Origin of the sequence: Subdoligranulum variabile, assembly GCF_025152575.1 — a bacterium.
In the GTDB taxonomy this organism is placed as follows: domain Bacteria; phylum Bacillota; class Clostridia; order Oscillospirales; family Ruminococcaceae; genus Gemmiger; species Gemmiger variabilis.
In genome coordinates this window covers 2521171-2536231 of sequence record NZ_CP102293.1, presented here as the reverse complement: position 1 = coordinate 2536231, position 15061 = coordinate 2521171, and the positions used below count along the sequence as shown (strand labels likewise).

At 61.3% G+C, this 15061-nt stretch carries 14 protein-coding genes and 1 tRNA gene; 8 read left to right on the top strand and 7 right to left on the bottom strand.

Annotated elements, in window-relative coordinates; all coding sequences use genetic code 11:
• Positions 1-42 precede the first annotated feature (42 nt).
• Both NQ490_RS11890 and NQ490_RS11885 read right to left on the bottom strand, forming a co-directional pair.
• Positions 43-1704, bottom strand: a complete 1662-nt coding sequence (locus tag NQ490_RS11890; RefSeq protein WP_007046018.1) for an O-antigen ligase family protein — start codon at positions 1702-1704, stop codon at positions 43-45.
• A 68-nt stretch (positions 1705-1772) separates the two neighbouring features.
• Positions 1773-2927: an MFS transporter gene (locus NQ490_RS11885; protein ID WP_259951326.1), complete on the bottom strand. Its 1155-nt coding sequence runs from the start codon at positions 2925-2927 to the stop codon at positions 1773-1775.
• Between the two features lie 103 nt (positions 2928-3030).
• Between NQ490_RS11885 and hisS the strand changes: the two genes are divergently transcribed.
• Together hisS and NQ490_RS11875 are read left to right on the top strand one after the other, a co-directional pair.
• Positions 3031-4278, top strand: coding sequence for a histidine--tRNA ligase (gene hisS / locus NQ490_RS11880; RefSeq protein ID WP_040917467.1), 1248 nt, complete (start codon positions 3031-3033; stop codon positions 4276-4278).
• Between the two features lie 164 nt (positions 4279-4442).
• Positions 4443-5411 carry a DUF4349 domain-containing protein gene (locus tag NQ490_RS11875; RefSeq protein ID WP_007046014.1) on the top strand — a complete coding sequence of 323 codons (969 nt, stop codon included), beginning with the start codon at positions 4443-4445 and terminating at the stop codon, positions 5409-5411.
• An 83-nt stretch (positions 5412-5494) separates the two neighbouring features.
• Here the strand turns inward: NQ490_RS11875 and aspS are convergent, their stop codons facing one another.
• Positions 5495-7282: an aspartate--tRNA ligase gene (gene aspS / locus NQ490_RS11870; protein ID WP_007046013.1), complete on the bottom strand. Its 1788-nt coding sequence runs from the start codon at positions 7280-7282 to the stop codon at positions 5495-5497.
• 184 nt (positions 7283-7466) lie between these two features.
• Here aspS and NQ490_RS11865 point away from each other — a divergent pair.
• The 3 genes from NQ490_RS11865 (at position 7467) to NQ490_RS11855 (ending at position 9751) form a co-directional block, all read left to right on the top strand.
• Positions 7467-7542 (top strand) — tRNA-Lys (locus tag NQ490_RS11865).
• Between the two features lie 135 nt (positions 7543-7677).
• Positions 7678-9168 carry a DUF1846 domain-containing protein gene (locus NQ490_RS11860; protein WP_007046012.1) on the top strand — a complete coding sequence of 497 codons (1491 nt, stop codon included), beginning with the start codon at positions 7678-7680 and terminating at the stop codon, positions 9166-9168.
• A gap of 25 nt (positions 9169-9193) precedes the next feature.
• Positions 9194-9751 (top strand): cysteine hydrolase family protein, encoded by a 558-nt coding sequence (locus NQ490_RS11855; protein ID WP_007046011.1) that lies wholly within the window; start codon positions 9194-9196, stop codon positions 9749-9751.
• A 71-nt stretch (positions 9752-9822) separates the two neighbouring features.
• On the opposite strand, the gene NQ490_RS11850 is transcribed toward NQ490_RS11855, so the two are convergent.
• From NQ490_RS11850 to NQ490_RS11835, 4 genes are read right to left on the bottom strand one after another with little or no spacing between them, the layout of a single operon-like run.
• Positions 9823-10224: a VanZ family protein gene (locus NQ490_RS11850; RefSeq protein ID WP_007046010.1), complete on the bottom strand. Its 402-nt coding sequence runs from the start codon at positions 10222-10224 to the stop codon at positions 9823-9825.
• Positions 10225-10253: 29 nt separating this feature from the next.
• The gene (locus tag NQ490_RS11845) at positions 10254-10586 is read right to left on the bottom strand and encodes an SCP2 sterol-binding domain-containing protein (protein ID WP_007046009.1); all 333 of its coding nucleotides are present in this window, start codon (positions 10584-10586) and stop codon (positions 10254-10256) included.
• Between the two features lie 57 nt (positions 10587-10643).
• On the bottom strand, positions 10644-11120 hold the full coding sequence (locus tag NQ490_RS11840) for a YbaK/EbsC family protein (RefSeq protein WP_007046008.1): 477 nt from the start codon (positions 11118-11120) through the stop codon (positions 10644-10646).
• Between the two features lie 38 nt (positions 11121-11158).
• Positions 11159-12043: an NAD(P)H-hydrate dehydratase gene (locus NQ490_RS11835; RefSeq protein WP_040917465.1), complete on the bottom strand. Its 885-nt coding sequence runs from the start codon at positions 12041-12043 to the stop codon at positions 11159-11161.
• A 95-nt stretch (positions 12044-12138) separates the two neighbouring features.
• Between NQ490_RS11835 and NQ490_RS11830 the strand changes: the two genes are divergently transcribed.
• The 3 genes from NQ490_RS11830 to NQ490_RS11820 all read left to right on the top strand — a co-directional run bounded on the left by NQ490_RS11830 (position 12139) and on the right by NQ490_RS11820 (position 15042).
• Complete coding sequence (locus NQ490_RS11830) at positions 12139-12870, top strand: NAD-dependent protein deacylase (RefSeq protein ID WP_007046006.1); 732 nt, start codon at positions 12139-12141, stop codon at positions 12868-12870.
• A gap of 121 nt (positions 12871-12991) precedes the next feature.
• Positions 12992-13834, top strand: a complete 843-nt coding sequence (locus tag NQ490_RS11825) for an HAD family hydrolase (RefSeq protein ID WP_007046005.1) — start codon at positions 12992-12994, stop codon at positions 13832-13834.
• A 101-nt stretch (positions 13835-13935) separates the two neighbouring features.
• Entirely contained in the window at positions 13936-15042 is a 1107-nt protein-coding gene (locus tag NQ490_RS11820) for a bifunctional chorismate mutase/prephenate dehydratase (RefSeq protein WP_007046004.1), read from the top strand.
• Positions 15043-15061 lie beyond the last annotated feature (19 nt).

The following is a 15061-nucleotide window of genomic DNA, read 5'->3' as shown; positions in this document are numbered from 1 at the left end:
AAATACTAACACTTCGTTTTTTTGCCCGTTTTCCCCTTTTTCTCAAAACAGAAATCCGAAGAACACCCGGGAAGCCGCACCGCACACCGCCATCATCACAACGGCCGCCACGGCGGGCGGCGCCCACAGCCGAATAAGCCCCGGCTTGGCCAGCGGTTCTTCCCTCTTCTTTGCCTTGCCGTGCCGCGGTTTTTCCGCCGGGGCGCTTTCCTCCTCCGGCGGGCGGCAGAACACCATCAGCAGGGCAAAGAGCAGCATGATTTCCGGAAAGATCATGGACACCCGGATGGACACCACCGCATGGGCCAGATAGCTGACCAGTGCCAGCGCCACCGGCGCCACGCCGGGCCGCAGCCAGTTTTTGGCAGCGCGGCGCAGATGGGCCACGATAAACCAGACCCAGGCAGCCAGCCCCAGCACGCCGGTGGTGAGCAGCTGTTCCAGATATTCATTATGGGCTGCATAGAAGGTTTTCATACGGTCAGTGACGCCGGTGCCCGCCCAGTCCATCATAGCGGTGTGCATCATGCCGGTACCCACCCCGATGATCTTGCGCCACAGCGGCTGGGAAAGCCAGGTGCTCCAGGTGATCCGCCAGGCCGTACCGCGGTAGGTGCCCCAGTCGTCGTTGATGATGAGGATATCATCCAGCCGTCCGAGACTGGGAAACCCCGGCCAGAAGTTGGCCAGGCCGTACAGCAGCACCGCCGCCGTCACGGCCACCGCCGCCACCACACGTCCGGCGCGCCAGAGGGGAATTTCCCGTCCGTGCAGGCCGAACCGCAGTACCGCCCACAGAATCGTACAGGCAGCCAGTCCTTCCAGCCCCATATGTCCCAGCGCCGCCAGCATGGGTTTGCCGCCCTGGGTATAGACGTGGGTGCGCATGTACTGCATCCAACCGGCGTGGAAAAAGAAAAAGGCTCCGATCACTGCGATGCGCCGCAAGGTGCGGGTGGTAAACATCTTCTGGCAGATGAGCACCAGCACCGCCGCGCCGATACCCAGAGCCAGACCCTCGGCATCCACCACCGCCAGGGCCAGCCCGCCGAAGAAGGCCGGGATCCCGTAGAAAATGGTGTGCCGTACGCCCCGGGCCACCAGGAAGGCGTAAAAGACCAGCGGCAGTGCGAAGGCCATGAAACCGGAGTTGAAGTTTTTCTGGCCCAGGGTAGAAAAGAACTGGGCACGCTCCACCACAGCGGTGTCGGCGTAGGTACCGATGAGGTCAATATTGAAGATGTTGAGCACATAGAGCACCGTGACGATGGCCGTGGTGATACCGACGCAGAACGTCAGACCGTTGAGCAGATCCTGGGGTGCAAAGGCCCGGATGGCCAGGTAGCCGGCCGCCGTAAAGAACACCATCATAAGACCGCCGTAGTAACCGCCCAATCCCCAGAAGGACGCTACCGGCGACAGGGACGTTGCGGTGGAGACCAGCGTCACAAGGACGAAGGCGCCCAGCGACCAGAGGGTGGGATCCTGGGTGGTGAATCGCCCGGGGCGGGGCACAGCGCCCACCAGTGCCAGGGCGCCCAGCCAAAGGCAGAACGCCCAGGAGAGGGTGCAGACGCCGGTGAACTTGACCACGCCGAGGTTGGAAAATTTATCGATGTACAAGGGGTAAACGCAGAGCACCGCCAACAAAAAGGCGGTGGCCGAGCGCGCTGCGAGCTGCCGCAACTGTTGTGTTTGCTGCATGGGTCCTCCTTTGGAATCGTTTGCGAAAAGGGATAACCTATATAGTGTACACGTTCCAACGCGCCATTTCAAGATTTTGCCGCAGGTTTTACAAGACGTACACAGAACAGCCCCGCCAGGGCGCAGCCGCCGGCCAGCCAGTGACGCGCCGTGAGCGGCAGGGCCTGACTGCCGACATAGCTCAGCAGACTGCCCGCGCTCATGCCCAGGGCGATGAAGCCGTAGTTGACCCCGGCATGGCGCAGCCCAAAGAGATCGGTGTTGAGGGCCGGCTGGACGGCAGCCCCGCCGGAATAGAAAAAGGTCAGCAGCGCATAGGATGCCAGCACCCATCCTCCCCGGGCAAAGGCAAAGCCCACGGAACCCGCCGCCAGGCCCAGATACACCCCATAGAGCACCCGTTTACGCCCCCAGTGATCACTGCCCGCCGGGCAGAGCAGCCGCCCGGCCGCGCTGGCCGCCGACCCCAGCACAATGCTGAACGGAGCCAGATTTTCCGGCAGGCCGCGGTCTGCCGCAATGGTGTAGATCTCCGGGCTGAAGAGCAGCACCGGGGGCGCGCTGAGCGCTACCGCCGCCACACAGAGTTTGTATTGTTTTGTGCGGATCATCTGCCTGTAGTCGATGCCCGGCAGAGGCGCAGCCTGCCCGGGTCGGGGCGGATCCTGCAGCACAGCGGCCCCACTGCCGCAGACGATCAGCATGAGAAGTCCCAACGCCGCAAAGCAGATCCGGATCCCCCACTGTCCGCCCACCAGACGGACAAACAACGTATAAAAAGCGCCGGAAAGTCCCATGGCTACCCCGGTCACGCCGGTGGCCCAGCCTTTTTTCTTCTGATACCATTTCTGGGCGCAGGCCAGTACCGCCGGAGCCAGAAAGGCGCTGCCCACCCCAGCCGGCAGGCTGTAGACCAGAAGAAACATCGGCGCATTGCCGGCAGGCACCAGAGCAGCGGCAAGGAATCCCCCCGACAGCAAAGCTGTTCCCCAGAGTCCGGCCGCACGAGGGCCGCGGCGGTCCTGCAAAAGGCCGCCCACGGCACATCCCACCCCGTAGGAGGCCACCAGCACCGCAAAGACCAGCATGGCCTGCCCGCGAGACAGACCATATCCCTGCATGACCGGACGCTGGAATGCCCCCCACGCTGCCGGAATACCGGTAAGCAGCTGTACGCCGGCCCCCGCCGCCAGAATGTACGGTCCGCGGTTCTGTTTTTTCATCCAGGATCCCTCCCCTGTCCTTTCAGTATGCCCGGTTTGCATTGACAAAATGCGGCAGGGAGTTTATCATGATACCATTATAAATGTTAAGGAGTCCTTGCCGATGAAAACCCAGCCATTAAAAGGCATGCGCGACCTGCTGCCCCATGAGCAGGCTCTGCGTGACTATATTCAGGGCCAGATTCTGGCCACCTACCGCGCCGCGGGCTTCCAGCGGATCTCCACCCCCATTCTGGAGGATATGGAGAATCTGGACAAGAGCGACGGCGGCGACAACCTCAACCTGATTTTCAAGGTACTCAAGCGCGGCGACAAACTGGAGAAAGCGCTGGCCACCGGGGACGAGAAACAGCTTTCCGACATGGGGCTGCGCTATGACCTGACGCTGCCCCTCTCCCGCTATTATGCAGCCAACCGCAATGAACTGCCCACCCCCTTCAAGGTCATCCAGACCGACCGCGTCTACCGCGCCGAGCGCCCCCAGAAAGGCCGTCTGCGGGAATTCGTCCAGTGCGATATTGATATTCTGGGAGATTCCAGCCCCAACGCCGAGGTGGAGCTCATCGATGTGACCGCCCGTGCCCTGCTGGCCATCGGCTTTACCGGCTTTACCGTCAACATCAATGATCGCCGCATCCTGCGGGCCATGCTGCAGAAGATGGGATTTGCCGCCGGGGATCTGGATTCCGTCTGCATCAGCTTTGACAAGCTGGACAAGATCGGAGCCGACGGCGTGAAAGCCGAGCTGACCGAGAAGGGTTTTGCTGCTGAAGCCGTAGAAGCCCTGGATGAATTCCTGCGCGCCGGAGATTTCAGCCTGGACACCGTGGCCGCCAAGGTGGACGACGAGGCCCTCACCGCCGATCTGCGGTATGTCATCGCCACCAGCGAGAAGATTGCCGCCGGGCGGTACGGCATCGCCTATGCTCCCAGCCTGGTCCGCGGCCAGGGCTACTACACCGGCATGGTATTCGAGGTCACCTGCCCGCAGTTCAGCGGTGCGGTGGCCGGCGGCGGACGCTACGACAACATGGTGGGCAAGTTCATCGGCCAGCAGGTACCGGCGGTGGGCTTCTCCATCGGATTTGAGCGGGTCTGCGGCATCCTGCTGGAGCAGGGCTACCAGATTCCCGGTGCCAAGCCGCGTCTGGCGCTGCTCTACTGCAAGGACGCCGATTTTGCCGCCGTACTGGCCAAGGCCCAGACGCTGCGCGCCGACTATGACGTGACGGTGCTGCCCCAAGCCAAAAAACTGGGCAAGCAGTTCGGCACGCTGGAGGGCGCCGGTTATAACGCCGTTGCCTTTGCCGACAACGACGATCTCAAGCTCCTTGGGCAGAAAGCCGAATAATCCTTCCGTTTTTGTGGAACAGGCCGGAATTTGTCCGACCTGTTCCTTTTTTGTAGCCGTTTTGTTGGCAAGCTGTAATCCACAAGCCGCGGTTTTTATGCTATACTGAAGCCACAGAAAACAGGATATACGGAGTTGCTCCGCCACCAAGAAAGGAGGGCCTTATGAAACGACGCATTTCCCGCCTGGCGGCCACCCTGCTGGCTGCAGCTTTGCTGGCCGGCTGTGGTGCTTCCGGCGGCAGTACCAACAGTTCCGCTGCCACCTACGAGATGAGCAGCGATGCCGCCATGGCCCAGGAGGCCGGCGGCGCCGAAAGTGCCCTGCTCCCCGAAGGCACAAACGCCACCACCGAGACTGCCCAGAAGATGATCTACCGGGCGAATCTTTCGCTGGAATCCACCGATTTCGACACCGCCCGGGACACCCTGCTGGCCGCTGTGGATGCCAACGATGCCTGGCTGGAGTACAGCCACCTCAGCGGCAGCGCCGACGACCATGACCGCCGCGCCAGCTATACGGTGCGGGTCCCGGCGGACAACTACAGTACCTTCCTTGCCCAGGCCGGGGAGAGCGGCAACCTTCTGAATCTGGAAGAAAATGCCGAGAACGTCACCAGCGACTACATAGACCTGCAGGCGCGCATCGACTCGCTGGAAAACCAGCGGGACCGCCTCAACGAGCTGGCCGCCGGGGCCGAAACCACCGCCGATCTGCTGGAAATTGAGAGTCAGCTTTCCGACGTGCAGTACCAGCTGGAAAGCTACACCCAGCAGATGCGCGCCCTGAGCGGACAGATCACCTACTCCACCGTGGACATCTCTCTGCGGGAGGTTGCCTCGCTGACCCCCTCCGGCACCACCTTCCCCGAGCGCCTGACCGACGCCTTCCGGGGCGGCTGGAACGGCTTTGTTCTCTGTGTACAGGGCATCGTGCTGGTGGTCGTCTATCTGTGGCCTCTGCTGATCATCGCTGTCCTTGCGGTCATCGTGATTCGGGTACTGGCCCGCCGTCATCGCGCCCGCCATCCTCGGCCGTCCAAACCGACCGCCCCCTCTTCCAGCCCGGCTTCTTACGGCGCACCGCCAACTTCTTCTGAACCGCCGGCGGATGACACAAAACCCAAATACTGAAAACACACAAGGCCCCCGCTCTACGGCGGGGGCCTTGCCCTGTAAAAAAGCCCTGCGTCTGTGTGACGCAGGGCTTTGGTAGTTTATTCTTTTTCCGGCAGGGTCAGCGCAATGGACAGATCAGCCAGCTGCTTCTCGTCCACCACATCAGGGGCGCCGCTCATGGGCTCACCAGCGTTCTGCACCTTCGGGAACGCAATGACGTCGCGGATGGAGTCCTTCTTGAGCATCAACATGACCATGCGGTCCAGGCCGTAGGCCATACCGCCGTGGGGCGGCGCACCGAACTTGTAGGCATCCATCAGGAAGCCGAAGCTGGCGCGGGCCTTCTCCTCAGTGAAGCCCAAAGCCTTGAACATCCGGTCCTGCAGGGCCGGATCGTTGATACGCATGGAACCGCCGCCCAGTTCCACACCGTTGAGCACGATGTCGTAGGCCACGGCATGGCAGGCACCGGGATCGCTCTCGATCTTGTCCAGATCTTCCGCCTTGGGCATGGTGAAGGGATGGTGCATGGCCATCCAGCGTCCTTCCTGCTCGCTGTACTCAAACAGCGGGAAGTCCACCACCCACAGGAAGTTGAACTTGTCATTGTCGATGAGGTCATGCTTGCGGGCAATGTCCAGACGGACCTGGCCCAGGGCCGTGCAGGCCTTCACCCAGTCGGCGTCGCTGACCAGCAGCAGCACGTCGCCCGTCTCGGCGCCCAGGGCTGCATACAGGGCAGTCTTTTCCTCCTCGGTGAGGAACTTCTCGAAGCTGGAGGAGGTACCGTCGGCGGTCAGACGGCTGTAAGCCAGGCCCTTGGCACCGTAAGTCTTGGCGACCTCGCCCAGCTTGTCAATGTTCTTGCGGCTCAGCTTGTCGGCCAGGCCCTTGGCGTTGATGGCCCGGATGGTGCCCTTGGCCTCGATGACGGCGGCAAAGGGCTTGAACTCGGTATTCGCAAACACCGAAGTGACATCCTGAATCTCCAGGCCGAACCGGGTGTCCGGCTTGTCGGAGCCGAAACGGCTCATGGCGTCGTTCCAGGGCATCCGCTCAAAGGGGGTGACCAGGTCGATGCCCAGCATCTCTTTCCACAGACGCTTGAGCAGTCCCTCGTTGACGGTCATGATATCGTCCTCGGTGACAAAGGACATTTCCTCGTCCACCTGGGTGAACTCGGGCTGACGGTCGGCGCGCAGGTCCTCGTCGCGGTAGCAGCGGGCGATCTGGAAATACCGGTCAAAGCCGGACAGCATCAGGATCTGCTTGTAGAGCTGCGGGCTCTGGGGCAGCGCGTAGAAGTGGCCCGGCTGCACGCGGCTGGGCACCAGATAGTCACGGGCGCCCTCCGGCGTGGACTTGATGAGGGTGGGCGTCTCGATCTCGGTAAAGTGGTTGTCAGTGAAGTAGCTGCGGATGATCTGCATGATCTTGCTGCGCAGCACGATGGGCTCATGCATGGAGGGACGGCGCAGATCCAGATACCGGTAGCGCAGACGCAGGTCGTCATTAACGTTGATCTCGTCACGGATCTCGAAGGGCGGGGTCTGGGCTTCGCTGAGCACCCGCAGTTCCGAGACATACAGCTCCACGTCACCGGTGGCGATCTTGTCGGTCTTGGAGGCGCGCTCCCGCAGCTTGCCGCGGCAGATCACCACATACTCGCTCTTGAGGCTCTCCGCCTTGGCGAAGACCTCTTTCGGCGTATCCTCATCGAACACCAGCTGCAGAATGCCGGTGGTATCGCGCAGGTCGGCAAAGATGATGCCGCCCTTATCGCGGGCACGGGCGATGGAGCCGCAGACGGTCATCTCCTGGCCGGCGTCGGCCAGGCTGACCTCCCCGCAATAACGGGTACGGCGCAGGTTGCCCAAAGTTTCCATATTTCCAATCCCCTTTACGGTTTTTATTCTAAAAATGTATTATACCGCGACGGCGTCTGTTTGGCAAGGGCGGCCGCAGAAAAGCCCGGGGATTTTTTCGGATTTGTTCGGAAAAAGATATTGACAAACGCCGCCCGCCTTGGTATACTATTAAGGCTGCAATCCCAGTGATGCACAGCGTCATGTGCCCGTAGCTCAGTTGGTAGAGCATCTGACTTTTAATCAGAGGGTCCAGGATTCGAGTTCCTGCGGGCGCACCAAAAGCCGTACGACAATGTCGTACGGCTTTTCTTTTTTGCCGCATTGCACAGCCGTTCCGGGTATGGTATACTGGTTCCGACAGGACCGGCGGGGCGCTTCCGACCGGCATTCAGCACAGAGAAAAGAGTTGTGTAATGAAAATAGGATTTGATAACGACAAATATCTGGCCATGCAGTCCACCCACATCCGGGAGCGGATTGCCCAGTTCGACAACAAGCTGTATCTGGAATTCGGCGGCAAGTTGTTCGACGACTACCATGCTTCCCGCGTTTTGCCGGGTTTCCAGCCCGATTCCAAGCTGCAGATGCTGCTGCAGCTGAAGGATCAGGCCGAGATCGTGGTGGTCATCAGTGCCGAGGACATCGTCAGCAACAAGCTGCGGGGCGACTACGGCATCACCTACGACATGGACGTGCTGCGCCTCATCGACGCCTTCCAGGGCGTAGGGCTGTTTGTGGGCAGCGTCTGCGTGACAATGTACACTCCTGCCCCCGAAGTGGAGGCTTTCGAGAACCGGCTGCACACACTGGGCATCCGCACTTTCCGCCATTACAAGATCGCCGGCTACCCCAACGACGTGGCCCGCATCGTCAGCGATGAAGGCTACGGCAAGAACGACTACATTGAGACGGAGCGCCCGCTGGTGGTCATCACAGCGCCGGGGCCCGGCAGCGGCAAGATGGCGGTCTGCCTGTCCCAGCTCTACCACGAGCACAAGCGCGGCGTCAAGGCCGGTTACGCCAAGTTCGAGACCTTCCCCATCTGGAATCTGCCGCTGAAACATCCGGTGAACCTGGCCTACGAGGCCGCCACCGCCGATCTGAACGACGTGAACATGATCGACCCCTTCCATCTGGAAGCCTATGGGGAGACTGCCGTCAACTACAACCGGGACATCGAGATTTTCCCGGTGCTGCACGCCATGTTCGAGATGATTTCGGGACAGAGCCCCTACCAGTCTCCCACCGATATGGGCGTGAACATGGCGGGCAACTGTATCGTGGATGACGAAGTCTGCTGCGAGGCTTCCCGCAAGGAGATCCTGCGCCGTTACCTCAAATGTCTGTGCGAGCAGAAGGTGGGCGGCACCGTCAAAGAGGAGCGCTTCAAGTTGGAGCTGCTGCTCAACCAGGCCGGGCTGACCGTGGGCAGCCGCGCCGTGGAACAGCAGGCCCATGCCCGGTCCGAAGCCACCGGCGGACTGCCTGCCGCGGCCATCGAGCTGGCCGACGGCACCATCGTCACCGGCAAGACCGGTCCGCTGCTGGGCGCAGCCTCCTCGGCGCTGCTCAATGCCCTGAAACAGCTGGCCGGCATCGGTCCCGAGGTGGAGCTGGTCTCAGCCCGGGCCATCGAACCGATCCAGACGCTGAAAACCACCTACCTGGGCAGCAAGAATCCCCGGCTCCACACCGACGAGATCCTGATCGCCCTGTCCAGCTCGGTATCGGAAAACGAGTATGCCGCTGCAGCGCTCTCCCAGCTGCCCAAACTCAAGGGCTGCGATATGCACTCCACGGTGATCCTGTCCAGTGTGGACAGCGACACCCTGAACAAACTGGGCATCTATCTGACCTGCGATCCCGCCTACGAGGAGGAAGATCGCAAATACCACAAAAAGTAAGGGGTACGGCCCCCAGGAGGCTGCCATGAAACTGCTCATCGTTGTGGACATGCAGAAGGATTTTATCGACGGAAGTCTGGGGACGCCCGAAGCCCAGACCATTCTGGACAATGTGGCGGCCAAAATCGCCGCCTACGCCCCGGAATCCGTCTTTGTCACCCGGGACACCCACACGCCGGACTATCTCGCCAGCTGTGAAGGGCGGCATCTGCCGGTGGTACATTGTGTCGCCGGCACCCCCGGCCATGCCCTGGACCCGAAAATCGACGCCGCACTGGCGGCAGTGGCCCCCGACCACATCTTTGACAAGCCCACCTTCGGCTCGATGGAACTGGCTGAACGACTGCGCCCTCTGGCCAACGGGAACGAGCCGGTGGAGATCGAGCTGGTGGGCCTTTGCACCGGCATCTGTGTGCTCTCCAACGCCATTCTGCTCAAGGCTGCCCTGCCGGAAGCGGAGATTTCGGTGGATGCGGCCTGCTGTGCCTGCGTGACACCCCAGTCTCACGACACCGCTCTGGCCGCCATGAAACTGTGCCACATCACGGTGGAAAACGAAGGGCAGGAACCCTGGCGCCACTGATTTTTTGACAAGCAAAGAGGAGCGGATTCTCCCTGCAGGGAGAATCCGCTCCTCTTTTATTCCTTATGATGTTATCCCAACAACAGCACCGCTCCGCTGCCCAGCAGCGTGCCCACGGCATTGAGGCCCACATCCAACCAGGCAAAGTGCCGTCCCGGCACCATCCGTTTGGTGACCTCATCTCCCCAGCACCAGAGGAGCTGGGCTATCCCCGCCGGGAGCAGGCCTGTCCGGCAACCGGCAGATCGCAGTGCCAGACCAATAAACATCGCCAGTCCGGCAAAGAGAATCGGGTGTGCGGCTTTGCGCAGCAAGATGTTGAGGGCGTCTGTCTCCACCCCGGGCAGCAGACTGTGCAGTTCCTCGGCCAGTTCCCGGCTGGTGCGGCTGGTCTCGGGCCCGGCCTGGTGAGAAAGCCAGGTCATCCCCCCAAACCAGACTGCGGCCACGGTGACCCACAAAACCGTCGTCATTCCGGTTTCCTTTCCGGCAGCGGCGGGCGTCAGCCCTTGTGTGCCGCCAGGAAGGTCTTGATATGCATCGCCTTGTCGATGCTGCCCTCCACCTTCAGCTTGCCCATAAGCACCGACGCCACCGGATCCGCCTTGCCCGCAGCCAGCTTGAAGAGCAGGTCTGCCGAGCAGGTAAAGGCCGCGTCGCAGTCATGGTATTCGTAGGGTTCAATAAACATTTTCCCGTCCCGCACTTCCACATAGAAGGCGCCGGCGCCCTCCCCTGTGATGTTGAACTGGTACGCCAGATGCTCCCGGATGTTGCTCACATCGGCACTGCCGAACATGGTCCGGACTTTTTCCACTACTTCCTGATAAGTCATAACAATCTCCTTTCCACGCCGCCGGGGCGGATGGTTTTTTCTTTTCCTCAGGGACGTTTATTCCTCGCCCCAGCCTTTGCAGACATCCACCCAGGCCTTGTATCCCGAATATCGTTCCAGTTCCGGGATGGTCAGTTCAATGGCACTGTTGCTGCTGCCGCAGGCCGGGAAGACCGTTTCAAACCGCTTGAGGGATGCATCCAGATACACTTCCACACCGGGCTGCACCGCAAAGGGGCAGACACCGCCCACCGCATGGCCGATGCGTTCGGCCGCCTGTTCCGGCGTGAGCATTTTGGCCTTGGTGCCGAACTGCGCCTTGTATTTGTGGTTGTCGATTTTGGTGTCGCCGGCCGCCACGATCAGCACCGGGATCTCCCCCACCGCAAAGGACAGCGTCTTGGCAATGCGGCATGGCTCGCAGTGCAGCGCCTCGGCGGCCAATTCCACCGTGGCGCTGGATACCGGGAACTCCAGAATGCGGTCCTGCATCCCAAACTTTGCAAAATAGGCTTTTACCTTTTCAATGGACATAATGTAAATAACTTCCTCTCCCCTGTATGGCTTTCCTTTTACCCTTCCAGTCCGGTGAGCACCGCTCCCAGATCCTCAAACAGGTCCTGGGGCAGCATAGCGGTCATGCTCCGGCGCTCAGCACAGTGGTCCGCTGCCGCACCGTGCAGCCAGACGGCCATCATGGCCGCTTCCAGTGCGCTGCGTCCCTGCCGCCAACCCGCCGCCAGAATACCGGCCATGAGTCCGGCCAGAATATCCCCGCTGCCGCCCCGGGCCAGCCCGGCATTGCCGGTGGTGTTGCGCCAGACCGGCTCCCCGGGCGCCGCGATCAGCGTACCGTTGCCTTTGAGCACCGCCACACAGTGATATTCCTCGGCCAGCTGACGCACTGCCTGTTCCCGGTCGGCCTGTACCTCGCCCACCGTGGTATGCAGCAGACGGGCCGCTTCCCCGGGATGCGGTGTCAGGATGGTGTGCTCCGGCAGCGGGCCGCGCAGTGTTCCCGCCGCCAGGGCGTTGAGAGCATCTGCGTCCAGCACAGCCGCCACCCAGGGGGCCCGTTTACCCAACAGGCCGCCGCAGATGGCTCCGGCGCCTTCCCCCAGCCCCGGCCCCGCCAGCAGCACGGTATTCTTATCGGCAAACCATTCCCGCAGCGCAGCGGTGTCCTGGGCACGGATGCCGCCGCCATTGTCGGTGCGGCATCCGCAGGGGCAGCACTCCGGGGTGCGGGTCAGCACCAGCTGCAGGACCGGTTCGATGGCCGCCAGATAGACAAGCCCTGCGCCGCCCCGCAGCGCCCCCTCTACACAGAGCGATGCCGCCCCGCGGTACGCCATACTGCCGGCCACCGCCAGCACACTGCCGAAACTGCCTTTGTTGGTATCGGCATCGCGCCGGGGCAGCAGCCCCTGCACCACACTGCGCGTGATCTCCTGCATCTTGCATCCCCCTTGTTTTGCACTTATAATGTAGTTATACGCTGCGTTTTTTCCATTATAATCCATCCGCAGCAAAAACGAAAGGGGAAGTTTGTATGGTTCCGGCGCTGGAAGCGATCCTGGCAAAATCCAAAAATATGGTATTTTTCGGCGGGGCAGGAGTTTCCACCGAGAGCGGCATTCCGGATTTCCGTTCGGTGGACGGTCTGTACCACCAGAAATTCCGCTACCCGCCTGAGGTCATGCTCTCCCACAGTTTCTACGAGACCCATACGGCGGAATTTTTTGATTTCTACCGCAATAAACTGATCGTGCACGGTGCCAAGCCCAACGCCGCCCATCTTCGGCTGGCCAGGCTGGAGCGCCAGGGCGTCTGCAAGGCCGTGGTGACCCAGAATATTGACGGTCTGCACCAGGCGGCAGGCAGCCGCACGGTCTACGAGCTGCACGGTTCCACTCTTCGCAATTACTGCACCCGCTGTGGGAAATTCTATCCGGTGGAATTCATCGAGCAGGCCGCCGGCCAGGGGGACGGCATCCCCCGCTGCACCGAGTGCGGCGGCATCGTAAAGCCCGATGTGGTGCTCTACGAGGAGGGCCTGGACGAACAGACGATGGAAAATGCCGTGCGGGCCATCGCCGCCGCCGATACCCTGATCGTGGGCGGCACCAGCCTGGCCGTCTACCCTGCCGCCGGGCTGCTGCGCTACTTCCGGGGCGACGATCTGGTGGTCATCAACAAGCAGCCCACGCCCGCGGATTCCATGGCCACTCTGGTACTGAATCAGCCCATCGGGCAGGCTCTCCGTGAAGAGGGCAATCCCTAAAATTGTATTTTTGTACAAAAGACAGATTTTTTTCAAAAAAAGCATTGCCAAGCACCGGGTGCTTTTGTTATGATAGGGGTGTATAAAGTATCGTCCGGGAAGGCATTGGGGGGTTGGCATCATGGCAAACGCATTGACGGATTTTACCAAAAGACGTGAATTTTTGGTCTGCATGGATTCAGACGGCTGTGTGATGAACACCGTGCGCATCAAGCATACAACGGTCATGTGTCCGGAGCTCATCCGCGTGTTTGCGCTGGAGGACTATGCCGACTTTGTCTCCTCCGCCTGGGAGGAGATCAATCTCCATACTCTCACGCGGGGCATTTCCCGTTTCGAGAGCGTGGTGCTGATCTTTGACCGGCTGAAAAACCGGGGCATCGAGATCCCAGGCAGCGAGGACATCGCCACCTGGGTGAATACCGCCACCGAGCTCTCCACCGCCAGTCTGCAGCTGGAGATCAAAAAGACAGGCAGCCTGACGCTGCGCAAGCTGTTGGAATGGAGCAACGCCTGTAACCGGCGCATCCAGGCACTGGAACCCACCTTCGAGCCGTTCCCCGGCGTACAGGAAAGTCTGCGCCAGCTCCATACCGTGGCAGATCTGGCGGTGGTAAGCGCCGCCAACGAAAGCGCCATCGCCAGCGAATGGAAACGCTACGGTCTGGCCCAGCACGCCGACATCATCTTCGGTCAGGAAGTGGGCAGCAAGGCCAATTCCATTGCCACCATGCTGGCCTGCGGGTATGAGAGCCGCAAGGTCATGATGGTGGGCGACGCCATGGGGGATGCCCAGGCCGCCGCTGCCAACGGTGTTTCCTTTGTGCCGATCCTTCCGGGCCGTGAAGCCGAGAGCTGGCGGCGCCTCCAGGAGGAAGCCCTGCCCAAACTGCTGCACGGCACCTTCAGCCCGGAATATCAGGCTGAACTGCTGGCTGCCCTGCGCAGTGCCCTGCACGGCTGATTGTATAGCTTTTTTCTTGCCACCACTCTTGTGGTGGCTTTTTCTTTATGGTATACTGACTACGTATATTTATCATTCCAAAAGCAAAGGAGCCGTTCCGTATGGACCTGTTACAGCAAGCGCGCACCGAAATCGACGCCATCGATGCCCAAATGGCCACCCTCTTTGAACGGCGCATGCGGGCGGTGGCCGATGTGGCGCGCTACAAGGCCCAGACCGGAAAGCCGGTGTTCGACGCCGTACGCGAGGCGGCCGTTCTGGATAAAAACACAGCCCGTCTGCAGGACGAAGCCCTGCGCCCTTACTACCGTACTTTTTTGCAGGAAGCGATGGCGGTCTCCCGCGCGTACCAGCGTGCCATGCTGGGCCGGGACACCGCCGCTTACCAGGGAGTACAGGGGGCCTGGAGCCACATCGCTCTGCGGCGGCTGTTTCCTTTTTCCCGCACCCTTTCCTTTGCCACCTGGGGCGAAGTATTCGACGCCGTCCAGAACGGCGATGCCGAGTTCGGCGTGCTCCCCTTTGAAAATTCCAATGCCGGGGATGTTTCCACCGTACTGGATCTGCTCTACACTCACCCCGGCCTGATCGTGGCCCGGATGTGCGATCTGCCTATCCGCCAGGACCTGCTGGGCGTACCGGGGGCATCGCTGGCCGGTGTGCGCACCGTCATCAGCCATCCCCAGGCACTGGCCCAGAGCAGCGTGTTCCTGCAGCAGCACGGTCTGGCCACCCAGGCCTGGAGCAACACCGCCGACGCCGCCCGCCATATTGCCGAGCTCAACGACCCGTCGGTGGCGGCCATTGCCAGCGCCGAGACGGCCGACCTCTACGGGCTCAAAATTCTGGCGGCGGGTGTGAACGCTGACGGTGACAACACCACCCGGTTTATCGTGATTGAGCGCGCCGACGAAGCGCCTGTGATGACCGGCGAGGGCCAGCGGCTGGCGCTGCTTTTTACCGCCCGGCATGAACCGGGGCAGCTGGCCGCCGTGCTGGATCAGATCGGCGCCCGCGGCTTCAATATGGAGTGCATCAAGAGCCGCCCGCTGCCCCATGTTCCCTTTGAATATTATTTCTATGTCCAGTTGGTCTGTCCGGCCGGCAGCACCCGCGCCGACTGCGAGGCCCTGCTGGACACTCTGCGCACCGACTGCAGCACGCTGCGTCTTGTGGGCGCATTTACCCTGGATACCGCGGAAAAATAACCGATGACAAAAGGACGTG